Raw genomic sequence first — 23324 nt, 5'->3', positions numbered from 1 at the left:
TTTGGTTCGTACAACTTTTTAAAAATAATCCGAAAATACCTGTAAATATTGCCTAAATGGCAACATTGTTCTGCTGAGTTTAGGTATCGTCAGTATTAAGTTTTTCCATTGTCGATTCTACACTCAAATTTCTCTTACTAATTACGTTGGCTTTGTATAAAGTGTTGCTTTTATTCTCCAGCAACTACTTAATTTAGAATTTGCACTGTCATCTTCTTAACTTTACATATATGGGAGGAACGAATTTGGTATAACTAATCATTTGTATATACCAAAATCTACGTTAAAAAGAGAACAGATTAAAAATTTAAGCAAGAGACACTATAACGATGTAAAACTACATTCTGTCGTCTAATAACAGTGCATTTGACTGCACATAGCCAATATAAACCAAATATGTAGCTTTTCTGTAGTTGACTAGTGCTAAATTTAAGTTACTCTTAAAGCGGATCGCTTACTCTAAGAATCTACTCTGACAGAGGTGTATAAAGATATAGTTAAATTTAGCAATTCTGTCCGAAATTTTGAATTTGCAAACTGAATAGTTTGATACGGCTCTCAAAACCTCGATCCACTACCCTAAACAAGGTAGTCAATTAACGACTCAATATCATCTGTCTGGTAATTGTAATGAATAGTTTACAATACCAATGGGTGAGAAAATCTAAAGAAAATATAAAAGAAACTCAAATTACTGTGGTGTCTGGAGGACAAAAGTGTTTCTGAGACTAGCACATCAACATCGACAATTTGTCCAAGATTTGGTAATGAACCTACAAGCCTTGGCGATTGTATTAGAGCGACGTGGGTATCCTGCATCCTGCTATACCTGTGGCGACCAAATGAATAGTGCATCGTTTATGGTTAGCTTGGGTGATAACCATCTGATTCGATTTTTAGTGTCCGATTACGGCATTACTTGGACGGAAATGCGGGATGACCGCGAATTAATGAAGCTAGAGGGTGCGGAGGCAATTAGCCAGCTAGATGAACTGGCCGATCTTGTCAAGCAATCTATGCAAAATGATACAGGCTCTAAAACTCTTGCCAAGAAGTATTAAGTTTCAGAGATCGATAGCAAATTAGAAATTGATTAACGGTAACTGTTAATCAGTAATAGTGGTTTAGTTAGCGATCGCTCTTACCTATTTCTCCATTACCATTAAGTGATTGGACATAGCTAGCCCATCGCACATTTTCTGTAGCTGCCAAAATCTCATGAGCCGGATTTTCAGCCTACTCCTGCGGTCAAAATCACCGTTATTGCGCGTTACTAAGGTGTCCGATAGTGAATCTGGGCAGTAGCAGCAATTATAATGTCAGATGCCATACACTTAAAGTCCATTGCCAATTAAAATAAAGGATGCCCAATAGTACGGATGACTAAAGTCATTAACTGCTGCTACGGGTGCATTGTGAATTATTTCCTTCCAGTTTCCAGTAATTAATGAGACTTGAGCTTGACGTAAAGCTTCAGTTTTACTCATATTTTCAGTAGAGAGAATACCATAAAAAGCACTCATGAGTGCTTGCGTACCACCATCATCTACAGACCATAAAGAGGCGATCGCGGCTCTAGCGCCGGTTTGTTGCATCTGATAGCCAAAGCCCAAAATTTCCTCACCGTTACCTAACTTGCCTCCCAAACCGGTTTCACAGGCGCTCAACACTACCAAATCTACATTCGGGAGTGACCAAGTGGCGACATTTCTAAAATTAACGCGATCGCCATTCCCGAATAAAATAAACGAATCTTCTGGTTTACCAACCACAAAGGCTGCATGAGTCGCTAAATGGACAATCGTATAATCATCCATTTGGGGTACAGCGACTCTGGGGGTAAAGGCATCGTCTAAAAGTTTCGTAGTTTCAGGAACCGCAGCTGCTAGACTTTCCACCTCCCGCGTTGCAAAGGGTAAGCCAGCAAAAGCAACTTGTCGATTACCAACTTTGATTTGATAATTACCTTTAGTAAAAGCACCCGCTAAAACCCGCAAAGTAGATTGTTTTGGGGTGTTTAAGTTAGTTAGGCTAGCCGATGTAATGTGATTCAGATTAAAGCGCTGCACCAGCCATTGTTTGCCATCATATAAAGCAGTTAACGGAATGTAGCGTAACCGATCGTCTGGAGCGTAAATCAGAGTTTGCGTACCTGATAGCTTCAAGTCTTTCTCTATCGGTTTAATGAGCCAGTCATATAATTGGCGTGCAGGTGCTTTAATATTTCGACTGGGATTGATTAAAGCTTGGCGGAAAGCATCAATTGTTTGATAGAGGTTTTCGCGCTTGACAGCAACGGTGCGATGAATTGGTGGGGATTCAGGAGTTACCAATACCAATTCCAAACTATCTTTTAAAATCAGTGGGTAGAGTAGTGCTGATTTTTGAGGTAATCGCGCCAAATTATCTCGAAGTTCGTTGAGACTCTCCAAATCCAAATTTTGCCGCCTAGCTGTACGGCTAATTTGCTCTACCTGTGCTTTCACTGAAGGACTATTGATAAATTGGTTAAATCCATCTAGAAGTTGCTGTTGATTTAAGACTAATTGTTCGATGCGTTGTTTCTGTTCGAGCGATCGCTCCTTGGGGGAAATTTTCCGTAGTGTTGTCAGTTCTTTACCCAGCACAACAGCATTATCCACACTTTGATCCAACTTTTGTTTAATTGGTTTTTCTGTTGCCGCTATATTAATACCTTTGACAGTACGTTGATTACCCGGCACGGTCTGGAGATATTCCTCTAGTTCTTCAACTTTGAGTAAATCCATTGTCCTTTGTGCTTCAGCAACACGTTCTTGTTTGAGCAATCGTTCACCCAAAATGCGATATGTCTGGCTAACAGTTATGTTGTAAGCATCTGGTTGCGGCGCACTCAATGCTGATGGATTCAAGCGAGCTTTCTCACGATTAATCAAGCAATGCTTGTAGAAAAAAATTGCTAACTCTGGCTGGTTTTGGATATCGAATAAGTAACCTATGTTACTGTAGGTTTTGCCAAGTCGAACCAGATCCCCAAGTTCTTTGTTAATTAATAAAGCTTGCTGATAAGATTGAAGTGCTTCTGGATACTTTTTTTGATTTTGGTAGATTCTGCCAATATTGTTGAATGTTACCGCTTCCCAAGAGCGCTCTCCAAAGTCCCTGCTGATGGCTAATGCTTTCTCTAATTTCTGCAACGCTTCTTGCGATTGACCTTGACGAGATTCTTTGATAGCTTCTTCATTGAGCCTTGCAATTTCTGAGAGTTCATTATTCTTGGGTAAAGCTTGAGCTTTTTCTCCAGATTCGTACCTCAACCTTGCATTTGTATTTACCTGGTTATTGTCTGGGTATGCCATCCCAAAACCTAGTAAGCTAAGTAGAGATAAAGTAACAACACTCACATGCCGGAGATTAGGCTGCATAACAAAACACTCCCTATGCTCGGAAGGTAAATATTAAATCAATAAGTCCGGCAACGCAATTAATTTTTATGCTATTCAATAATTTGGAAAATTTATAGGCACTGAGAAATTTGAAGATGTCAGAAGAAAAACCCAGCCGACCAAAATTGCCACCAACCAGCGCCCTTGACAATCCATCCAGTCACGAGTTTGGGAATTGGTTTGAATATCCTGTCAGAGTGCAACCCCACCACACAGACTATGCCGGTCTTGTCTGGCACGGTTCCTATCTAGCTTGGATGGAAGAAGCGCGGATTGAATGTTTGCGATCTATAGGGATTGAATTTGCTGATTTAGTTGCTATAGGTTGTGATTTACCAGTTGTAGAACTGTCAGTGCGCTATCACCGTTCAATTCAATTGGGTATGGCAGTGGTAGTAAAAACCCGCATGGCTGAGGTGACAGGTGTCCGCATCAATTGGGATTATGCCATTGTCTCAACTGATGGACAAGAATTATACGTTACGGCTAAGGTGACATTAGTGGCTTTAGATCGCGAAAGAGGCAAGATTATGCGTCAGTTGCCGCCGAGTTTTAAGGATGCCTTAGCCAAGATTTCAGCATTAAATAATGATTGACCAAGAAAGGTTGTCATTTCATATTTTATACTTCACCTTTCATTAGTAAAAGTGAAGTATAGATTGTTACTTTCCAGTTTGGATCTGCGACAGATTTTGAGCAAACTGCGTTACATAATGCCAAATATCTTGGGGAGTAATGCCAAAACTAATATTTAATAAAACAAGGATTGCCGCAAGAGTTAATGCAGTACTCACGGTTGCTTTCAACAATTTCCATAATATTATGAAGATTATCCAAGCTATAATCAACGTAATAATCATATATATTAATTCCTTAATAATTGCCCTTGTTTGAGAGTGGGCCGATTCAGAAAGGGGAAATTTTTATCTAAAGTCAAAACTACTATTGCTAAAGCTATTAGACCTAATTTGGAATAGATACTAAAGCTAAGATTTTTGTCTAACTGTGCCAATGCCATATTAGCTGAAAATGATCCAATTATTCGGGTAAAAGGCAACTTATTTGGCAAGTTGGCAGAATTACTGGAAAGACTTTTTTGAAATTTTTGTATCAATAATCACAAGATACGAGAGTTAGATTAGGACTCCGATTTGATTTTTGAAAACATCCTGAGACTGAAAGGCTGTTGTATCAGGGTTTCATTTGAAATTTTGTTCAGAAATCAGACAGGAGTCCTAATAGTTGCTAAAAAAATCTATTCAGCAACTAGTAAGATAATTACTGTATCAACTCGAAGGATTCAAAAAACTTTCTGACATCACTGACTTGAGGATTTTTATCGCTTCCAACGAAGAGTATATACAACCGTTGATTAACAATAAAAACTCTACCCGTCATAAAAATTCCTTCTTTTTCATCCCACAGCTTCATTTCTATGCCCGGATATGCACCTAGAGTAATATTTTCCTGACTTAGTAATTTTTTCCCATCCTTTAACATTGCTTGTAGAGCAGAATCCAATAATTCACTTGAAGGAATCTGAGTCACATCATTGTTAAAGTCAGCATAGCTAACCATAAACACATTTGTTTCATTAGTACTCAGATACATTTTTGTAGACTCAACACCTTCATGCATCTCGCTATTATCTGGTGTCATGTCTGAAATTTGCTCACCGGGCATGAGAATAGAGAATTTACCTTCATCTGGAGAGAATTTTTTCCATTCTGGTGCTGGTGCGATACCTTCGATGCTGCACGCATCGCAAATCTCACTTGATGTCGGTAATTGGGTTAGATTTAGATTCTGGCTATTTCTTGCATCAACTTTAGGACTATTGAATGTTGTTGCTGATACCAAAACCAAAGCTGCTAGAAGTAATTTGTTGGACTTGATGATTTGTAACATTGAATTGCCTGTTGAAGTGGACAATTCCATCATCTACAACTGATACTTGAGTACAAACTTGCGTTGTAATTGAGTTAATTTAGTTAAATAGTCTTTTTAATGACTGCGAAAATATTGACGGTATAACTCACATCTCGGCGTTACTTGATCACCTTGTAACTTTACTAGTCCTAGACTATATAATTTAAATCTTATAACATTGGGCAAATGTACTGGACTACTACTATAAGCAACCTCTTGCATTGCATCCCATAATTCTGGTTGTTGCTGCAAAATAGATTCTAGGCGTTGCAGATGTTTACTATAAATGCCTTCTGCTGTGGCTGCGGTTTGCAAAAATTCGGCTAAATTGATTTCTTGCCGAGCAATTTGATACAGAGCTAAACGCACTAAAAATGGATGCCCTCCCACCAATCCTGTCAACTTTTCTACCTCTATATCGCTCCAATTGAGTTGATGCCGTTGGGCTAAATCCTTTACTTGTTCGTGGCTAAATTCTAGTAATTCCACTGCCAAGCCAACGTTAAATGGTGATTGGTTGATATCTACTGGTACATAAGCTTCAGTGGAATATACTAACACCAACCGAAGTTTTTTCCAGATATCTCGACGTTTGGCTTCTTCATGTAAAGCGCGTAATAATCCAAAAAAATCTCTGTAGATTTTGGGATATTCAAATAATCTATCGACTGTTTCTAAGCCTAAAACTAACGGTTGATTGATTTCTGGAAATAAATAGCGCTCAAAGTAATTTTTACAAGTTTTCATATAGCCAAAGCGCTGTCCCGATTTCCAATGCTCATCGAGTTGTTGCAGCAATTTTTCGAGTAATTCTCGATTATTTCCCGCAACTGCTTCGGTGACGGTATCGCAAAACCAGCGCAGAAATTTATTTAAGTCGGAGAAAAACTCCTCTTCTGCTAGCTGAAAATCGATAGCTACTGTTATATTTCCTTGATTTTCTGATTGATGCAGAATCCGCGCTAGGAGTGAAGATTTACCCATCTGCTGCGGTGCTTTGATGCGAATTAGGAAACCTGGTTTTTTGATTTCTTCGTAACAACGCTGTTCTATGGGAGGACGTTCTACATAAAAGGGAGAGTCTAATGCTACTTCCCCTTCTGGATATTCAAGTTCGCAAGTAGAGAGTAAGGAAGGAGAAAATGATGGAGAATTATTTATTTTTTCTATTTTTTGGGGTTTTTGTGTATATGTATCTGCGAGTACTTCAAAATCGGCAATTTCCTTGACTTCAAAATCTAATACATTGCAAAATTCTAAAAAGTTGAGATAGTCAACTGGTTTTCCATTAAGGAAATTGTAAGCTGTTGATTGTTTGCGATCGATTCTCTCAGCTAAATCGATTTGACGGGCAAAGCCTTTTTCTCTCATCCTTTGCTTGACAAGGGTAATGCACTCTGTACGAACTCTAATTCCGCGTGGCATAGCTGGGTTATAAAAAAACTATGCAATTTACATTACAGGATAAGTGTTTATTTGGTAAAGTCAATTACAACTCAATAGCAACTCAATAAAAACTCAATACGTACTCAATATTCTCGAAATTAAACTCAAGATAGGCATCCATGTAATTGTTATCTATTGGAAATTAAATTATGACTGGAGACTACGAGTATAAAGTTGGTGGCAGTTTAGGAGAAGATGCTCCCAGCTATGTAACACGGCAAGCGGATTCTGACCTTTATTACGGATTGAGGGCAGGTGAGCTTTGTTATGTTTTTAACTCCCGACAGATGGGAAAAACGAGTTTGTTGGTGCGGACGATGAAACAGTTACAAGCTGATGGTTTTGCTTGTGCTGTGATTGATATTTCGGGATTGGGTAGTCAGGATATCAGCCTTGAGCAGTGGTATGCAAGTATTGTTGATAGCCTGTTGACTGAACTTAATTTTGTTGAACCAGAAGATTTGGTTGTGTGGTGGGACAAATCTATCGAAATTGCTCCGGTGCGACGTTTGGCGAAACTTTTTGATGAGTTGTTACTGCCAAATATTAGCCAAAATATTGTGATTTTTCTCGATGAAATCGATAGTATCCTTCGCTTGGAGTTTCCGGCGGATGATTTTTTTGCTTTGATTAGAAGTTGCTATCAAAGACGCTCTTTTAAAGCTGAATATAGACGTTTGACTTTTGCTTTAGTTGGGGTAGCAACACCTTCAGATTTAATTAAAGATGAGGAAAGAACGCCGTTTAATATTGGTACAGCGATTCAACTTTATGGTTTTAAATTAGATGAAATTGCACCTTTAGCAAAGGGGTTAGAGGGGAAGGTGGAGAATCCTCAAGCTTTGATGCGAGAGGTTTTGGCTTGGACGGGGGGACAGCCTTTATTGACACAGAAGGTTTGTAATTTGTTAATTCGGGATTTGAAAAACCCCAATTTGCTAGCGAGGAGGGGAGAAAAATGGGTGGAAGAGGTGGTGAGGAGTGGAATTATTGATAATTGGGAAGCGGAGGATGAGCAACAGCATTTAAAAACTATTCGGGATAGGATGCTTGCTAAGGAGCAAATTGCTGTGGGTTTGTTGGGTTTATATCAGCAAATTTTGCAGCAGCGTGAGATTAATGTTGATCGTAGTCTCGAAGAGATGAGGTTACGGTTGACTGGTTTGGTGGTGGAACAGCAGGGAAGATTGAGAGTTTATAACCAAATTTATGCGAATGTTTTTGATTTAAGTTGGGTTGATAATGAGTTAGGTAAATTACGTTTTTATGCTAATAATTTAAAGGCTTGGGAAGAGAGTGAATATCAGGATGAGTCCTATTTATTGCGGGGGGAAGATTTAGAAAAGGCTCGTCTTTGGACTGATGGAAGGAGATTAAGCGATACTGATTATCGGTTTTTGTCTGCGAGTGTGGAAACCGAGTTAAATCAGAAGGTTGTGGAAACGGAAGAGAGACAAAATCAGGCTTTAGAGCAAGAGAAGAAAGCCAAACAGCGTTTACTACAAACACAACAAAATATTGAAAATACACTTATTGAAGAAAAGCTAGTAAATAAACGGCTAACCAAATTACAAAAAAGAACAAGACGGGTATTGCTGATTGGGGCATTCGGATTAATTATCATGACAATCATAGCAGGGATATGGTTTAACATTGCGCGAGAAACACAAATAGCAGCAGATTTGGAATTAAACGGTGCGCTTGTACAACAGCAATTTGAAAATGACCCACTGGGAGGAATGCTAAGAGCGATGGAAATTGCTCGAAAACTACAACAGCAAGTCAGCGATGGTCGCCCTTTAGAAAAATATCCGGCTCTAAATCCAATGCTAGCTTTACGAAGTATCTTAGTTAATATTAAAGAACGTAACCAGTTTAAAAATTCCGTACTTTTTGCACGTCAGCAAGTATCATTTAGTCCTAATAGTCAGTATTTTGCAACAGCAGGAGATACAGTAGCTCTATGGGATAGTAAAGGGAAAAAGCTTGCTGAGTTTCATGGCAAAAAACCAGGTGGTACAAAATGTGATGGTAGTAGTTGCATTTTTTATAGTGTGAGTTTTAGTCCTAACAGCAACCAAATTGCAGCAGCACACAATGACGGCTCAATAGTGTTACTGAAAATATCCGGGCAAAAGCTTGTGAAATTTAAGGAGTTTAAAGCACATTCCGATATTGCAGGTAGCGTCAGTTTTAGTCCAGATGGCAAGCTACTTGCTACTGCATCTCAAGAAGAGAATGAAGCATTTTTATGGGACTTGTCAGGAGAAAAAAAAGCTGAATTTAAAGGTCATACAGATATTATTAATAGCGTCAGTTTTAGTCCAAATGGTCAATTAATTGCAACTGCCAGTAATGATAAAACAGCACGCTTATGGAATCTTTCTGGACAAAAGCTTGCCGAATTTCAAGGGCATAAGAACGTAGTGAATGATGTTACTTTTAGTTTTAATAGTGATTTAGTTGCAACTGCCAGTAGCGATAACACAGCACGGTTATGGAATTTATCTGGGCAGCAAATAGCAGAATTAAAAGGAGGACTTAACAGTATATTTAGTGTGAATTTTAGCCCTGACGGTCAACAAATTGTAACTGGAGGAGGTGATGGTAAGGTGCGCTTCTGGAATTTATCTGGACAACAACTAAGTGAATTAAAAGTTAGTCCAAATCTTCTTACCAGTACAACTTTTAGTCCCGATGGTAAGCAACTTGCCACAGCCGGAAATGATGATATGGTAAGGTTGTTTAATTTATCAGGAACAAAGACAACAAACGAATTTGACTTGCTTACTGATAGAATTGTCGATTTTATGTTTAATCCACAAATTGTTGACAATGTAAGCTTTAGTCCTGATGGTAAGTTCATTGCAACAACTGAAGATGGAATGATGAGGATATGGACTTTAGATGGACAAAAAATTCACGAACTTAAACCGCCTGAAAATTTTGTCGATTCTGCAAGTTTTAGTCCTGATGGTAAGTTCATCGCTACAGCAGAACCAAAAGGTTTGAACTTTATCAAATTGACTTTATGGGATTTGGCAACACAGTCATTAAAAAAAATAACAGAGTTTCAGTATCATGTAAGCATGATTTATGGTAATTATATAAGTTTTAGTCCCGATAGTAAGCGACTTGTGACACCAGGAATAGATAAAGATAATAATCAAACAGTACAGTTAAGAGATTTATCAGGAAACATTATTAATGAGTTTAAGATTGAATTTTTGGCAGCCAGGATGAGTTTTAGTGATGATGGCAAACAAATAATCGTTGTTGGTGATACTTTAGGTGCAGATAAAAATAGCAAGAAGCTATATGAATATAAGATAGTGCAGTTTTGGAAATTATCAGGAGAAAAAGTAGGTGAATTTAAAGTACCGAAGAAGCAATCAGTGATGGATATTAGTAATGATTTTGAAAATGCAGTAATTGCTACTACCATCATAGATGAAGAAGATAAAGATTACGGCACAGTTTTGTTGTGGAAACTATCTGGAGAGAAACTCGCCGAATTCAAACCATATCAAGGTTTAGTTAAAACTGTGGAATTTAGTCCTAATGGCAAGATAGTTGCAACATCAGGAATTGATAGCACAATCAAGTTGTGGAACCTCAACGGAAGGCAAGTTGGTGAATTTAAGTTAGGTCAAAATAATAGCAAATTAAAAACTAGATATGGTTTAGATAACAGAACTCGAAATGATATTAACTGGATGAGTTTTAGTCCTGATGGCAAGATGCTTGCTGCTGCATGTAATGATGGGATGATACGTTTGTTTGTAGTTGATAATTTAGAAAAAATGTTAGAGCGAGGTTGTAAGTGGTTGGATGATTACCTTGCTACTCATCCTGAGATGCGAAAAGAAATTTGCCCTGATAATAAATAGCCACACTACACATTTGTGGTATGGGGGAAGTGCGATCGCATTTATTGGGTTGATGAGAAAGTGCGATCGCATTTGTGATGTTGGGGAAGTGTGATCGCCTTTGTGATTTTGGGAAGGTGCGATCGCCTTTATTAGGGTTGATGGGAGTGCGATGTCTGACGACAAGCCTTACGGCTACGCACTACCTGTCATCAGACGGATTGGAGAGTTCCGCTAAAATAAGTAACACAGTCATTAGGCGCAAAGTTATGAGCAATCAAGAACTAGAGCAACAACTCCTCAGCCTCGACTTAGCAGAAAGGATTCGCATCCTTCAACTTTTGGCTCAAAGCCTGACAGTGCCATCATCACAGCCATCCCGAACCCCTGACGAATTTGATTTAACCTGCGATCGCACTCCTCAGCATCCCCTACGCAAAATCCCCGTGACAATTCCTCCAGATTTTGACGAACCCATGCCTGAATTATGGGATGCTTTGGGACAATGATTTTGCTAGACACCCACATTTGGCTTTGGTGGCTCCATACTCCAGAACAGCTTTCTGAGCGTGGACGTACCTTATTAACCATAGGCGAAAATCAAAATGCCCTCATCGTTTCTGCCATTTCTGTTTGGGAAATCGCAGTCAAGCATAGTAATGGGAAACTACCACTTCCCCTTACCGTCAATGAATGGTTCGCACTTGCAAAAACTCGACCTGGAATTACCATAGAACCACTCGATCCACTAGATGCAATCGCCAGCACCCAATTACCCGGCGACTTCCACAAAGACCCAGCTGATCGTATTATTGTTGCGATCGCCTACCGCCGCAATATAGAACTTATGACCTGCGATCAAAAAATTCTCAACTATCCACACGTCAAAACACTTTGGTAAGTGCGATGTCTAACGACAAGCATTACGGCTACGTGTTTTGGTTTTGGGCTATGCGTTTTGGTTTTTGGGCAGTGCGATCGCATTTATTGTTGATGAGATGAAGTGCGATCGCTAAGTTTCAGCCTATTTTCTCCAATAGTGCTTCATTGATAACCGTTTGATAGCCTACCCCTCGTTTTTCTGCCTCTTCTTTCGCCCAGGCTATGATTTTAGGATGAAATCTGATAGAAATCGGCTCATACTTTTCCTCTTCATCCTTAGCCGGTCGTCCACGCTTCCTGAGTGTAACCCCAAACTGATCTGCGATCGCATCTCTGAATATTTGGTTTTCTTCTGGTGTAACTCGTCTTGCTCTCTCAAAAGGAAACTCAGATTCCTGACTCATATTGTTGACACTCCTTTTTTGTAGCTCTTCTTGCACTAATTATCCTTATTTGCTCACCTCGCATGGTAAAAACAACTACAACAATTGACCCATCTTCTATTTCACCAATCGCCAATTCTCTTTCTTCTCCCTGAGAATGAATAGAGTCTTCCGTAAACAGAAGATAAGGGTCGGCAAAAACTGTTACAGCTTCCTCGAATTGAATACCGTGTTTCAAAAAATTTGATTCGGCTTTGTTGTCGTCCCACTCAAAACGCATTTATAGTATATACCAAAAATATTTACCTTTGCTATACTACACGGACTTTGACTTTCGGATGAAGTGCATAGACGCGATCGCATTTGTGATGTTGGGGAAGTGCGTTAGCGCAGCTTAACGTTCGCGTAGCGTCTCGTAGAGAAGTTATCGCATTTGTTGGGTTTGTGGATGGCGATCGCTTTTGTGATGTAGGGGAAGTGCGATCGCTTTTGTGATGTTGGGGAAGTGCGATCGCATTTGTTGGGTTTGTGGATGGCGATCGCCTTTTGTTTTTTTGGAAAGTGCGTTAGCGCAGCTTAACGTTCGCGCAGCGTCTCGTAGAGAAGTTATCGCCTAAAACAGAGTTTTGCTTACCGCCACAACCACTCATGCAAGGATATAACATCTAAAATACTAACAATTAATCTGGGATTTTTGGCTTTTAAGCAGAGAAAATAAATGAGAAGTTGGCGGTGAGGAGTAATGCCGAAAAAAGTAAGAGAGTTGAAAGCAATGGTGTCAAAAGTTGGCTATATTCTTCAACCAGGAAGAGGTAAAGGAAGTCATACATATTGGAAGCATCCGTTGTTACCCGAAGAACCCCTGACCATACCAGGTAAAGACGGCGATGATGCTCCGTTATATTTAGAAAAAAACATCCAACGGGTGCTGAAAAAACTGCAAGAAATGGAAAACACGGAAAACGAAGCAAAACAGGAGCCAGAAGAATGAACTATCACTACAGCATGGTAATTCAATGGTCGGAGGAAGATAGACTTTTTTTAGTACACTTACCTGAGTTCCCCTGGCAACAATTTCATACGCATGGTAGGACTTATGAAGAAGCAGCAAAAAATGGTCAGGAAGTAATTGAGACTTTTGTGGAAATGTTGAAAGAGGAAAACAAACCACTACCAGAACCGAGAATGCTTCCTAAAAAACCGTTGCAAGTTGCGTAAGTTAAGTGGGGGCTACGCATTTATTGTAGTTGGGGAAGTGCGTTGGCGCAGCTTAAAGTTCGCGTAGCGTCTCGTAGAGAAGTTATCGCGTTTGTTGGGTTTGTTGGAAAGTGCGTTAGCGCAGCTTAACGTTCGCGTAGCGTCTCGTAGAGAAGTTATCGCATTTGTGATTTTGGAGAAGTGCGATAGCGAAGCGCTGACTTGTCAATTCGCATTTTTGTTGAAGTTTGGAAAGTGCGATGTCTGACGACAAGCCTTAAGGCTACGCGGGTTTTTGATATTGGGAAAGTATAATATTTGATCGTTAGCCTTCAGCATTAGGCTGAAGGCTAAACAATAATTGGTCAAGAGCTAGAAAATCTGCCTTTTGGGTATCTCAATTAAAGGTTTTTATCGCAAAGAAATTATCCGCGATTGATTTTCTAACTTTTCAGTCGCTATTAAAACTTCTTGTCTTGCCCATTTATCTGCTGCCAAAATGTCATCTAAAGAGGGATTTGTACGGTTATCATTTTGATGGCGATCGCACACCCATTCGATACACCGAGGAATATCTAAAAAGCGAATTTTTTCATCTAAAAATAAAGCTACAGCTTGCTCATTGGCGGCATTTAAAACAGCTGGCATCGAACCACCAGCTTTACCCACAGCATAAGCTAACTGCATACAAGGATACTTTTGGTGATCTGGTTCGCGGAAGGTTAAGTTTCCAGCTTTGACTAAATCTAGTCGTTCCCAGTTGGTGTAGATGCGATCGGGCCAAGATAGAGCATACAGCAAAGGTAAGCGCATATCCGGCCAACCGAGTTGGGCTAAAACGGAAGTATCTTGCAGTTCAATCAGCGAGTGAATAATACTCTGGGGATGAATGACAATTTCGATATTGTCATAATCCAACCCAAACAGGAAGTGAGCTTCGATTACTTCCAGTCCTTTATTCATCAAAGTAGCAGAGTCTACTGTGATTTTCCGTCCCATCGACCAATTAGGATGCTTGAGAGCATCAGCAACGGTTACATCTGCTAACTTTTCTACATCCCAGTCGCGGAAAGCCCCACCAGATGCGGTGAGCAAAATTTTCCGCAAGCCATCTTTGGGAACACCTTGGAGGCATTGAAAGATTGCGGAATGTTCGGAATCGGCTGGGAGTAATTTTACACCATGTTTTTCGACTAGGGGTAGAACCACAGGGGCCCCAGCAATGAGAGTTTCTTTGTTTGCTAAGGCAATATCTTTACCAGCTTCAATCGCTGCGATCGTCGGTAGCAAACCAGCGCAACCAACAATCCCAGTTACCACGGTTTGGGAATCCCCGTAACGGGCGACTTCTATCACTCCGGCGTCACCTGCCAATAGAATCGGTTGGGGATCAAGGTCAATGAGTGCTTCTTTGAGCGCGGGTAATTTAGCTTCTGAGCAAATGGCTGCTATTTCCGGTCGAAACTGCCGAATTTGAGCAGCCAACATTTCGACATTGCTCCCAGCCGCCAATCCCACAATCCGAAACTGATCTGGGTACTGAGTGACAATATCTAAAGTCTGAGTACCAATAGAACCAGTGGAACCAACGAGAGTAATCGCTTTCACAATTGCTTAAGGATTTACAGACAACTCCCACTATAAATTGCTGGGGACTCTTTAATAACAGCAATCACTATAATCGATACACTGACTCCACGAGAGGGGAGATGAGGGACAAGGGGGACAAGGGAGAGGATCACTAACTAATGACTATTGACAAATAACAAATCAGGACTTACGCAAAATCATGAAAAAACGAACCACAGAGGGCGCAGAGGACACGGAGAAATAAGAGTTTCAGAGAGTTATTGCGTAAGTCCTACAAATGACAAATTCTCATATATATAGACAAAATTTGTATTTATAAATACTATACTTTTAAAGATAAATTCCGACAAAATTGACAAAATTAACCAAGTAGGGAACACTTTTAAGTAATTTTTAATCTGTACAGTTTGTTAATTATTTTGATGGAGGATTTAATATGCAAGATTTTACTCATAAATCGCTGTGTTACAGCCATAGTTAAAAGGATATATAAAGGAGTTTGTTGAAGCACTCAACCTTATGGTCAAAGTTCAGATAGTTATAAAAAAAGCTTTATGGAAAAATGATTTCCTGTTTCCAGCAGCAATATGGCTTGCCAGCCGAATATTTATTTGGACAGCTATGTTGCTGGTTGCGCCAAAGCTACCGTTAGCAACAGAGGAATTTTTGCCTAGTTTTAGCTGGGGAGTTTTTGATGCCTGGGATAGTATACATTACCGTGCGATCGCAACTTCTGGTTATGAATTTGTGAATGACGGCAAGCAGCATAATCTAGCCTTCTTCCCCCTATTTCCCTTAAGTATCTGGGTTTTGATGAAGTTGGGCTTACCGTTTGAATTGGCAGGCACCTTAGTCAACAATTTGGCATTTTTTGCAGCGCTTTACTGTTTGTACTTTTGGGTTAAGGAGCATTATGACATCAATGCAGCGCAATGGGTAACTGCTGTGCTTTCTTTGTATCCAGCTTCGATGTTTACGGGAGTGATTTACACAGAGGGGCTGTATTTGTTTTTGAGTACGGCGACTTTGCGGGCATTTGATCAAAAACAGTATGGCTGGACTGCCCTTTGGGGGGCGATGGCGACAGCAACACGTCCTACAGGTATGGCACTAATTCCAGCACTGGCGATCGCAGCCTGGAAAGAACGCCGACCACCCATTGCCTATATAGCTGCTTTGACTACTGCTATTGGCATACTTCTATTCAGTTTGTATTGTGCGATTTATTTTGGCAACCCTTTCGCTTTTATCGAAGCACAGCGGGGATGGCGACCAACTCTAGGGTTTGATTGGCAGGGTTGGTTAAATATGTTCATGCAAATTGCCGTTGGTAGTAAAAATTGGCAATTTGGCTGGGTTCAAAACTCCTCTGGTGCAATTCAAGACCCCTGGTATCTCTTGTTATTTGGCGTGATTGTTGCCAGTGGCTATCTTTTATGGCATTTCCGTCAACGTTTTAGTTCTGTAAAATTATTTTATGGGTTTTATGGTTTAGTCTTATTTTTGTTGATTCTGGCAAGCGAACAGTGGATCAATAACTTCCTCAACTTGTTCATGGTCTTAGGTGGTGGCTATGTGTTGTGGCGCTTACACACGCAACTGACCCCAGTTACAGTTATTTATGGCTTTTGTGGTATTGGTTTACTGTTGGCCTCTGGAGGCACTATTTCCTTGAGCCGTCTCGCCTACGGTATTGTGCCTTTGAACATAGCAATTGGTGTGCTGCTATCTCACCATCCTCGTCAAGGATATTTAATATTGGGCGCTTTTGTGACACTACTAGCCAAAATAGCTGTAGGATTTGCCCAAGACCACTGGGTTGGTTAAAAGGTTTGATCCATATATTTGTATTTGGTTCTTTCTTGGTAAGAAGTTGAATTTAAATTTCCTAATGAATCTATCCGATCAAACGAAGATAGCCCTTGCTTCATTATTTGTAGGTGTCGGTGCCATATCTTTTGGCTCTATTTTCGTAAGATTGAGTGAAACTGAACTTAGTCCCAATGCCACTGTATTTAATCGCCTTTGGCTTGGTAGTGTGGTCTTCTTGCTCTGGCATGGATACAAGACGATTCGTCAGCAACTTTACTTAGAAAAACCTGTACAACAGCAGCCCTACACTAGTCAGGATCTGTGGCTATTGCTTGGTGCTGGTATTTTTTGGGCTGCTACTTTAGTCTTCTTGGCTTGGTCACTGACTCAAACTAGCGTTGCGATCTCTAGTGTCTTACATAATCTCGCCCCCATATTTACTAGTTTAGGAGTGTGGCTGTTATTTCGTAAGGGTTTTGAGAAGCAATTCCTGATTGGCATGGTCATCGCCCTTGGGGGAGCGATCGCCATTGAATTTGAGGAACTGCAAATCGCTACAGACGAAGCTCAAGGGGGGTTTACTGCGATAATTTCTGCGGTTTTCTTGGGTGCATACCTGCTAATCGTAGAAAAATTACGAACCAAATTTTCTCCCGCCACAATTCAGTTGTGGATCTGTGCGATCGCGGCTTTAGCCATCTTCCCCATACTTTTGTTCACTCAAGCTCAGATTTTCCCCTCTACAGTCAGTGGGTGGCTTTGGGTCATTTCTCTAGCTCTAATTTGCCAAGTTTTAGGTCATGGGCTTTTGACCTATAGCCTTGCTAGGTTTTCTTCTGTGGTTGTCTCCTTGGTGCATCTATTAGAGCCAGTATTTAGTGGCATTTTCGCTCTTGTAATATTTTCAGAAAAATTAACTTTCTCAAATTGGGTAGGTTTTGCTGTAGTTTTAATCGGTTTATACTTAGCCATATCTAGCCAAGCTACTCTTAATTTGCCGTTCCAGGAATCTGTCAAAACTATAGTTAACACTTTCGTTAAAAGTATGACGCTCAAACTGTCATTACTAAAGCAACAATTCTCCGAAACACCAGCTTTATTAGGAGCTATCTCATTATTTGCTGCCCTAATTCCCATATCTTTAGCACCATCTCTGGCAAAATTGTGTCAACAAGAAATTGGTGCAAATGCTGTAGGATTTCATCGCAGTTGGATCGCCGCAGTCGTCTTTGGGCTGTGGAATGCACTTGAGGCTTTGCGTCGTCAACAATCTGATCATCAACCTATAGAACCGAAGCCTTTTACAAAACAGGACGTGTGGCTGTTATTGGCAATGGGAACTGCTGCAACTACCTCCCTATTATTGTGGGCTTGGTCACTAAGTCAAACTAGCGTTGCTAACGTGGCTTTACTGTCTAATTTGAACCCGTTATTTGTTGCTGCGGCTGGGTATCTGTTATTAGGTCGGCGCTTCGATAACAGATTTGTTATTGGTATGGTCATAGCGCTTTTAGGAGCGATCGCCTTTGAATTTCATAAAATGCAATTTGCAACTGACCAAATACTTGGTGATGCGCTAGCATTTTTAACCGCGATTTTTATCGCCACCTATTTGTTGCTGATAGAACAACTCCAAACCCGATTTACGACCGCAACCATCATGCTTTGGCGTTGTGGTGTGACTACAATATTTCTGTTACCTATCCTCCCATTTATCGAAGAGAGATTATTTCCCTATTCTTGGATGGGGTGGTTTTTCATTATTTTTCAAGCTCTCTTCTGCCAAGTGTTGGGTCAGGGACTTATAACTTATAGTCTCAGCAGACTTTCATCAGGCATCGTCGCCGTTACCCTTCTCCTCAATCCAGTCCTGTCTTCCATTTTTGCTTGGTTCATTTTTTCAGAACAGGTAGGCTTGTTTGACTGGGTAACTTTTGCCGTAGTTTTAGCGGGTATCTATCTAGCCCAATCTAGTCAATTCACAGTTCAAGTAACGAACGAAGGCTCGTAGCATCATAACATCTAGTACCGCAAGGCGGAAGTCAAAAGTCAAAAGTCAAAAGTCAAAAAGTTTTAATTTTGGGCTTTCTGGCTGTAATGAAATAGTAGGTTTATTTCCACCTACCTCTACTAGTAGGCTAGTAGCATCATAACAGCTAGTAAAAGTTCATTTATCTATAGGAATAATAAATAATTTGCTATTCGATTTGCCCGCAATCTTTAGGTAGTTTAGGTTAATTAATATCAATGTTTTATGGGTTTTATGGTTGATCAACGAAATATCTCTAAATTATTTGAAAGTTTGGATATCTAAGATAATCTACTATTCAATAGATGAGGATAATTAATTTTTAGTAATCAGAGTAAAACCGTTGGCTACTCCTATAATTTTACTACCAGTTAAATCGATTTGCTGTAAAGCCGCATCGTCTAATAGCAAATAAGATTTATTAGATAACATTTGTTGTAAAATTGGCACAGTCGCAGCAGTTACCTTGCGATCGCTATAAAAGTTCAAACTCGGACGATTATAAGCAAAAGAAGTGTAAATTTGTGTTCCTGGTGAAACATTTGCTCGAATTAATTCTGCTACTGGTTTAACTGGAAAAGCTTCCTTTAATTCCCAAATCCATGATTGCGAACTCATTAACAGTGCTAAAACTAAGTACATCCCAGAAAATAACACTGGAATAAAGTTGCGATCGCGTTGTCTAATTAACCATACTGCGATGCTCATACTTATTGCCAAAACAATACTCATGATTATTAAAGTAGGCTCTTTCTTTGCAAGAATAAAGTAAACACAACCTCCTAAACCAGCAATAGCGATAATAGCCAGAAATATTGTCAAACTTCGCGCCTTAAAATGACCATACTGCCAAATGTCGCTAAGTTTAGCACCAATTGCCAAAGCTAAAAATGGATATACAGGCATAACATACCACGGGAGCTTAGTTCTCATTAAAGAGATAGTTCCTAAATAAATGATTGTGCCAATAATAATTAAACTTCCCCAGGAAGTATGACGTTTTTTCCAAGCTAAATAAAAACCTCCTGGTAAAAATAATAGCCAGGGAAAACTATACTTAATTAACTCAATTAAATAGTACCAGGGTGGGCCACTATGACCTTCAACAGGTTGTGTAAGGCGATCAAAGGTTTGTGTTTGAAAGTTCACTTGGAAGAAAGTTTCGCCATAATGTTGCCATTGAGCAGCAAACCAAGCGATCGCAGGTGCATTTCCTAATAACATTCCCACTAATAAATAAGGGCTTGTTAACAAAGCAAACTGCCGATCTGCAATCAGGAATAAACAAGCGATCGCTCCTAGCGGCAAAACTATCATCCCTTTCGTGAGAGTGATTAACCCTAGACAAAATCCCACACCTAGAGCATACCGACGATTCTGACGTGCTTTTAGCAAACAAAATAACAGCAGCAAGAAAAAGGTAATAGTTGTACCATCTAGCATTGCTAGCCTTCCGTGACGCAGCACAGGCAACATTGTCAGGTAAACTAAAGCGCTAAACAGAGCTGGTAAACTTTGGTTAAAAAGCAAACATCCCACCAAGTAAAGCAAAGGCACTCCCAAGGCAGTTAACACTGCACCCGGTAGACGTGTTGTCCACTCATTCACGCCTGCGATCGAGTAAGTCCAAGCAATTAATAAGTGCATCAGGGGTGGCTTATTATGATAAGGTTCTCCTCCCAAGGTGGGGTAAAGCCAATGCATTGAACCAAATGGGGCACGCCAAATTTCACGGGCAACCTGTGCCACAGTACCTTCATCCCAATCTCGCAAAGGGGAGTTTCCCAAAAATATCAGCCATAGAAATAGAGATATTACCAGTAGGCTAAATAACCATTCTTTTTCTCGGAATAGACGCATATCTAAAATCGGGATAATCATCTCAAACCTCCAGGATATCCCCACTAAAGCTTGCTTTATATGGCATCATAGCAGCTTCGGAATCAACCAAAAATGGTAGATTTTCTTTAATGGTGGCGATCGCTTGCAACACAGCATCTCTGTCTGTTTGTGCCAATGTTGCACTAATTGGGGTCGTAGACACAGAAATCACTCTCCAGTAAGTTTCTTTAATCTAGAGTGCCTACATATACAACTAAAATTTCCATTCACACAGCAAAGCTGGTTATCGTAAGAGTGTTCCAAAAAATAAATGATCCAAAACCCGTCATTGCGTTCGCGTAGCGTCTCGTAGAGAGCAAAGCGAAGCAATCGCAAAGACTGAGATTGCTTCGCTTCGCTCACAATGACAATTGGGTATTTTTTTACTTAGAGTACTCTAATAAAGACTGATTGGGCGTTAACTGGCTCTCAAAACGGCTGTAAACAATTTGGGTTGGATACCAACAAGAAAACCAGTATAAATCTTGAATAACTTTGCAAGAATTACTCTCATCTGCTAACTCAAAGTGAACTAGAGCTAAATTATTCAATCCAACTACCTCTCGTCCCTCCTGAAACCAACGAGATTTCCAAAAAATCAGGGGTTGTAACCATTTCCATTTGGCATTTTCGGCTCGTTTCCAAGGAGCTATCAAGGATAATATATCTGCTGTGTAGGTAGAAGTCTGAACGCTGTTTCGAGGTATCCATTCCAGCACACAATGCCAGTCAGAGTCATTCAGCAGTTGGCGATTATGGTGTAATTGTTTCTCGGAAATTTCTACCATATTGGGTGGGTTGCTCCAGCCTATCCAATGTCGCACTTGTTCTGGGAGGAGCCAATCTTTCAATCGTGTATGAATCAGCCGCGTCAACATCTCTTCATTCTTCAATGCACTAGCGGTTAACTGTACCAAGACGGATTGTAATTTGGAATGGGTGCGTGCATAAGACAAGTGAGCAACAGAACTATAGTGGATATCCCCAGATAGAATCACGACTTGTTGACGTTCCTCAAACAAAGTAGTTAGAAATTTCGCCAGTGCTTCAACATTAATGTTCCAGGCATCTCCAACATCTGTTGAAAAAACTTTCTCCTGTTTTAAGTGCCAATGATGAATCCAATCAATCACTTGTAATCCAAATACATTTGTGGGCGCAATCACAAATGTAGTTTGAATCTGAGTTTGTTCAACTAGTTCTTGTAAAGGTAAAACTAGTTGTTGCTCAAAAGCTTTTGGACACAATAACATTGGTGGGGCAATTGGTTTTTGATCGGCTGGATAACCCCGCCATGTACGTGTATCCAGCACAATTACTTCATGGCAATCGCTGCGGACTATGTAATGCCAAGTCAGCGCTTCAGGATCTCTATCCAGAATAAATACTGAACCGTCTCGGACTAAAACAGGTAAACCTGTAGCGGGATCGTTGGCTGGCATACCTACATAACGAGCGATCGCCTGATCAGCCTTTGCATCTGTTCCTTGAGAAGCTGACCAAGCTTGTGCAGCCGCCAACAGCTTTTCACCTGGTTTTCCTTCTGCAAATTGCCCTGGTGTATTGCCCCATCCTTGAAATACTGTATAGGCTAACAATGCATTTTGGACTATTCTTCGCCCTAATGGCCGCCCCAGGACTCGCAAACACCAAGCTTGGTTCAAATTCCAGTCATCACTAACATCATGGTCATCAAAGATGCTGTGCATGGGGATATTGGCAAGGGCGCGGCGCACTTTCCAAAGGGTATAGATAAATTGTCGTAAATGCTTAACTGCGCGATTCCAGTCTTTGATAGCATGGCGATCGCGTGTTACTTGCTCTCCTTTGGGAAATGTTGTTGGCCAGCACACTGGCGACCAAGCGAGTAAATAAGTAGCGTAATATTCACCCAGACTGAAAAGATGACTGTTGACTTTCTCAGCTTTATTATGTAACCCTGCGGTCAAACCAGCTTGAGTTGTCGCAGCATCAGCACGTTCTCCAGGTGGTAGCTGCTGGGGAGTGCAGTACACTCCATTCACCGGAAGTCGTTCTTCCCAACCCAAGAGGGCATCACCAAGAGTAGTGGCAACCCACAACGATGGATCTGCTACATCATCTCCATAAATTTGATCTCCCGTGAGAAACAGCTGATGAGGGCGGTGCTGGGGTTGATTTGCTGACGCCTGAATCATACTGTCGAGAATTGGCAATGCATCAAACCCATGACCATGAGGTTTACGGCAGGAAGCATGGACAATTTGCAAATCTTGAAGACGGTTTGGCGGTAGAGCAAAGGTTGGTTTTTGATGATCGAAGTAGCTGATGCTAACTGTAGGAGAGGAGTTTGAACATAATGCTTGTTGCAGAGTTTCCGTGGTTTGGTCAGGAACAGTAAACTGGAGGTCGTATGCATAGATGCGACCTCCAGTTAGGCGATGTCCAATTGTAGAGCGAGCCGTGATGGCAACTACATGAAGATACTTACCCAGAGCAAAGGTAGAGCGTTCTCCCTCCAAGAAGCAATTTCCTATTGCTTCACCATCATTTGTTGTGTCATAAACCTTAAGTTCTACCTGACAAGATTGTTTTAGTGCCACCCATACTGTCACAGACTCTGGCTCAGTATGTTTGAGGATTGGTCCCCCTAAAATCAGTGGCAGTTCTTGTAAAAACTTGTCTCCAACTTGATACTTCATTGCAAACAGTTGACAGTGACGGTGTTTTAGATGTGTTACTTTGCTCCTAAATTGGTAGCCCCAACTCATCTAATTACCAATCATGCATCAATTCTCATCTGTTTAACATCAGTTCATAGCGCAAATTGATTGCAGCCTAAAAGCTCAGGGAGGAGCAAGACGCCCATCCTATAATAGTGATTATTTGAGTTAGGGAACTC

The 23324-nt window shown here is 40.5% G+C and carries 19 protein-coding genes; 9 read left to right on the top strand and 10 right to left on the bottom strand.

Annotated features, from left to right (window positions below; translation table 11 throughout):
• Positions 1 to 716 precede the first annotated feature (716 nt).
• Entirely contained in the window at positions 717 to 1061 is a 345-nt protein-coding gene (locus RMX69_RS16000) for a DUF1815 family protein (RefSeq protein ID WP_289796445.1), read from the top strand.
• 273 nt (positions 1062 to 1334) lie between these two features.
• On the opposite strand, the gene RMX69_RS15995 is transcribed toward RMX69_RS16000, so the two are convergent.
• On the bottom strand, positions 1335 to 3404 hold the full coding sequence (locus tag RMX69_RS15995) for a CHAT domain-containing protein (RefSeq protein WP_322638012.1): 2070 nt from the start codon (positions 3402 to 3404) through the stop codon (positions 1335 to 1337).
• 116 nt (positions 3405 to 3520) lie between these two features.
• Between RMX69_RS15995 and RMX69_RS15990 the strand changes: the two genes are divergently transcribed.
• Positions 3521 to 4021 (top strand): acyl-CoA thioesterase, encoded by a 501-nt coding sequence (locus tag RMX69_RS15990; protein WP_289796443.1) that lies wholly within the window; start codon positions 3521 to 3523, stop codon positions 4019 to 4021.
• A gap of 66 nt (positions 4022 to 4087) precedes the next feature.
• Here RMX69_RS15990 and RMX69_RS15985 read toward each other — a convergent pair whose 3' ends face one another.
• The 3 genes from RMX69_RS15985 to RMX69_RS15975 all read right to left on the bottom strand — a co-directional run bounded on the left by RMX69_RS15985 (position 4088) and on the right by RMX69_RS15975 (position 6779).
• Positions 4088 to 4285 carry a hypothetical protein gene (locus RMX69_RS15985; RefSeq protein WP_251956093.1) on the bottom strand — a complete coding sequence of 66 codons (198 nt, stop codon included), beginning with the start codon at positions 4283 to 4285 and terminating at the stop codon, positions 4088 to 4090.
• 418 nt (positions 4286 to 4703) lie between these two features.
• Entirely contained in the window at positions 4704 to 5366 is a 663-nt protein-coding gene (locus tag RMX69_RS15980) for a hypothetical protein (protein ID WP_322638011.1), read from the bottom strand.
• 63 nt (positions 5367 to 5429) lie between these two features.
• Positions 5430 to 6779 carry an AAA-like domain-containing protein gene (locus RMX69_RS15975; RefSeq protein WP_322638010.1) on the bottom strand — a complete coding sequence of 450 codons (1350 nt, stop codon included), beginning with the start codon at positions 6777 to 6779 and terminating at the stop codon, positions 5430 to 5432.
• Between the two features lie 170 nt (positions 6780 to 6949).
• On the opposite strand from RMX69_RS15975, the gene RMX69_RS15970 reads away from it, so the two are divergent.
• The 3 genes from RMX69_RS15970 (at position 6950) to RMX69_RS15960 (ending at position 11570) form a co-directional block, all read left to right on the top strand.
• Positions 6950 to 10690, top strand: coding sequence for an AAA-like domain-containing protein (locus tag RMX69_RS15970; RefSeq protein ID WP_322638009.1), 3741 nt, complete (start codon positions 6950 to 6952; stop codon positions 10688 to 10690).
• Positions 10691 to 10767: 77 nt separating this feature from the next.
• The gene (locus RMX69_RS15965; protein WP_322638008.1) at positions 10768 to 11178 is read left to right on the top strand and encodes a hypothetical protein; all 411 of its coding nucleotides are present in this window, start codon (positions 10768 to 10770) and stop codon (positions 11176 to 11178) included.
• The gene (locus tag RMX69_RS15960) at positions 11175 to 11570 is read left to right on the top strand and encodes a type II toxin-antitoxin system VapC family toxin (RefSeq protein WP_289796437.1); all 396 of its coding nucleotides are present in this window, start codon (positions 11175 to 11177) and stop codon (positions 11568 to 11570) included. The genes RMX69_RS15965 and RMX69_RS15960 overlap by 4 nt, the downstream gene beginning before the upstream one ends.
• A 118-nt stretch (positions 11571 to 11688) precedes the next feature.
• Here RMX69_RS15960 and RMX69_RS15955 read toward each other — a convergent pair whose 3' ends face one another.
• Entirely contained in the window at positions 11689 to 11955 is a 267-nt protein-coding gene (locus RMX69_RS15955; RefSeq protein WP_322638007.1) for a BrnA antitoxin family protein, read from the bottom strand.
• A complete protein-coding gene (locus RMX69_RS15950) occupies positions 11939 to 12214 on the bottom strand; it encodes a BrnT family toxin (RefSeq protein ID WP_322638006.1) in 276 nt (91 codons plus the stop codon). The genes RMX69_RS15955 and RMX69_RS15950 overlap by 17 nt, the downstream gene beginning before the upstream one ends.
• A gap of 462 nt (positions 12215 to 12676) precedes the next feature.
• Between RMX69_RS15950 and RMX69_RS15945 the strand changes: the two genes are divergently transcribed.
• Positions 12677 to 12925, top strand: a complete 249-nt coding sequence (locus RMX69_RS15945; RefSeq protein WP_096728755.1) for a type II toxin-antitoxin system HicA family toxin — start codon at positions 12677 to 12679, stop codon at positions 12923 to 12925.
• Complete coding sequence (locus RMX69_RS15940; protein ID WP_096575287.1) at positions 12922 to 13152, top strand: type II toxin-antitoxin system HicB family antitoxin; 231 nt, start codon at positions 12922 to 12924, stop codon at positions 13150 to 13152. The genes RMX69_RS15945 and RMX69_RS15940 overlap by 4 nt, the downstream gene beginning before the upstream one ends.
• 390 nt (positions 13153 to 13542) lie before the next feature.
• Here RMX69_RS15940 and dxr read toward each other — a convergent pair whose 3' ends face one another.
• Entirely contained in the window at positions 13543 to 14739 is a 1197-nt protein-coding gene (dxr, locus tag RMX69_RS15935) for a 1-deoxy-D-xylulose-5-phosphate reductoisomerase (RefSeq protein ID WP_289796434.1), read from the bottom strand.
• Between the two features lie 501 nt (positions 14740 to 15240).
• Between dxr and RMX69_RS15930 the strand changes: the two genes are divergently transcribed.
• The gene (locus RMX69_RS15930) at positions 15241 to 16548 is read left to right on the top strand and encodes a mannosyltransferase family protein (protein ID WP_289796433.1); all 1308 of its coding nucleotides are present in this window, start codon (positions 15241 to 15243) and stop codon (positions 16546 to 16548) included.
• A gap of 64 nt (positions 16549 to 16612) precedes the next feature.
• Positions 16613 to 18544 (top strand): DMT family transporter, encoded by a 1932-nt coding sequence (locus RMX69_RS15925; RefSeq protein WP_322638005.1) that lies wholly within the window; start codon positions 16613 to 16615, stop codon positions 18542 to 18544.
• Between the two features lie 333 nt (positions 18545 to 18877).
• On the opposite strand, the gene RMX69_RS15920 is transcribed toward RMX69_RS15925, so the two are convergent.
• The 3 genes from RMX69_RS15920 to RMX69_RS15910 form a co-directional block, all read right to left on the bottom strand.
• Complete coding sequence (locus RMX69_RS15920) at positions 18878 to 20422, bottom strand: glycosyltransferase family 39 protein (RefSeq protein WP_322638031.1); 1545 nt, start codon at positions 20420 to 20422, stop codon at positions 18878 to 18880.
• A gap of 22 nt (positions 20423 to 20444) precedes the next feature.
• Positions 20445 to 20606, bottom strand: a complete 162-nt coding sequence (locus tag RMX69_RS15915) for a hypothetical protein (protein ID WP_289800145.1) — start codon at positions 20604 to 20606, stop codon at positions 20445 to 20447.
• A gap of 220 nt (positions 20607 to 20826) precedes the next feature.
• Positions 20827 to 23124 (bottom strand): PhoD-like phosphatase, encoded by a 2298-nt coding sequence (locus RMX69_RS15910; RefSeq protein ID WP_289796431.1) that lies wholly within the window; start codon positions 23122 to 23124, stop codon positions 20827 to 20829.
• Positions 23125 to 23324 lie beyond the last annotated feature (200 nt).

The sequence above is a fragment of the Nostoc sp. EspVER01 genome, from assembly GCF_034530635.1.
In the GTDB taxonomy this organism is placed as follows: Bacteria; Cyanobacteriota; Cyanobacteriia; order Cyanobacteriales; family Nostocaceae; genus Nostoc.
This window is presented reverse-complemented; position numbering and strand designations above follow the sequence as displayed.

Bases quoted from the DNA above. Each gene is read 5' to 3' on its own strand.
- RMX69_RS15995 (WP_322638012.1), bottom strand. From the start codon at position 3,404: ATGCAGCCTAATCTCCGGCATGTGAGTGTTGTTACTTTATCTCTACTT.
- RMX69_RS15990 (WP_289796443.1), top strand. From the start codon at position 3,521: ATGTCAGAAGAAAAACCCAGCCGACCAAAATTGCCACCAACCAGCGCC.
- RMX69_RS15985 (WP_251956093.1), bottom strand. From the start codon at position 4,285: ATGATTATTACGTTGATTATAGCTTGGATAATCTTCATAATATTATGG.
- RMX69_RS15980 (WP_322638011.1), bottom strand. From the start codon at position 5,366: ATGATGGAATTGTCCACTTCAACAGGCAATTCAATGTTACAAATCATC.
- RMX69_RS15975 (WP_322638010.1), bottom strand. From the start codon at position 6,779: ATGCCACGCGGAATTAGAGTTCGTACAGAGTGCATTACCCTTGTCAAG.
- RMX69_RS15970 (WP_322638009.1), top strand. From the start codon at position 6,950: ATGACTGGAGACTACGAGTATAAAGTTGGTGGCAGTTTAGGAGAAGAT.
- RMX69_RS15965 (WP_322638008.1), top strand. From the start codon at position 10,768: ATGTTGGGGAAGTGTGATCGCCTTTGTGATTTTGGGAAGGTGCGATCG.
- RMX69_RS15960 (WP_289796437.1), top strand. From the start codon at position 11,175: ATGATTTTGCTAGACACCCACATTTGGCTTTGGTGGCTCCATACTCCA.
- RMX69_RS15955 (WP_322638007.1), bottom strand. From the start codon at position 11,955: ATGAGTCAGGAATCTGAGTTTCCTTTTGAGAGAGCAAGACGAGTTACA.
- RMX69_RS15950 (WP_322638006.1), bottom strand. From the start codon at position 12,214: ATGCGTTTTGAGTGGGACGACAACAAAGCCGAATCAAATTTTTTGAAA.
- RMX69_RS15945 (WP_096728755.1), top strand. From the start codon at position 12,677: ATGCCGAAAAAAGTAAGAGAGTTGAAAGCAATGGTGTCAAAAGTTGGC.
- RMX69_RS15940 (WP_096575287.1), top strand. From the start codon at position 12,922: ATGAACTATCACTACAGCATGGTAATTCAATGGTCGGAGGAAGATAGA.
- RMX69_RS15930 (WP_289796433.1), top strand. From the start codon at position 15,241: ATGGTCAAAGTTCAGATAGTTATAAAAAAAGCTTTATGGAAAAATGAT.
- RMX69_RS15925 (WP_322638005.1), top strand. From the start codon at position 16,613: ATGAATCTATCCGATCAAACGAAGATAGCCCTTGCTTCATTATTTGTA.
- RMX69_RS15920 (WP_322638031.1), bottom strand. From the start codon at position 20,422: ATGCGTCTATTCCGAGAAAAAGAATGGTTATTTAGCCTACTGGTAATA.
- RMX69_RS15910 (WP_289796431.1), bottom strand. From the start codon at position 23,124: ATGAAGTATCAAGTTGGAGACAAGTTTTTACAAGAACTGCCACTGATT.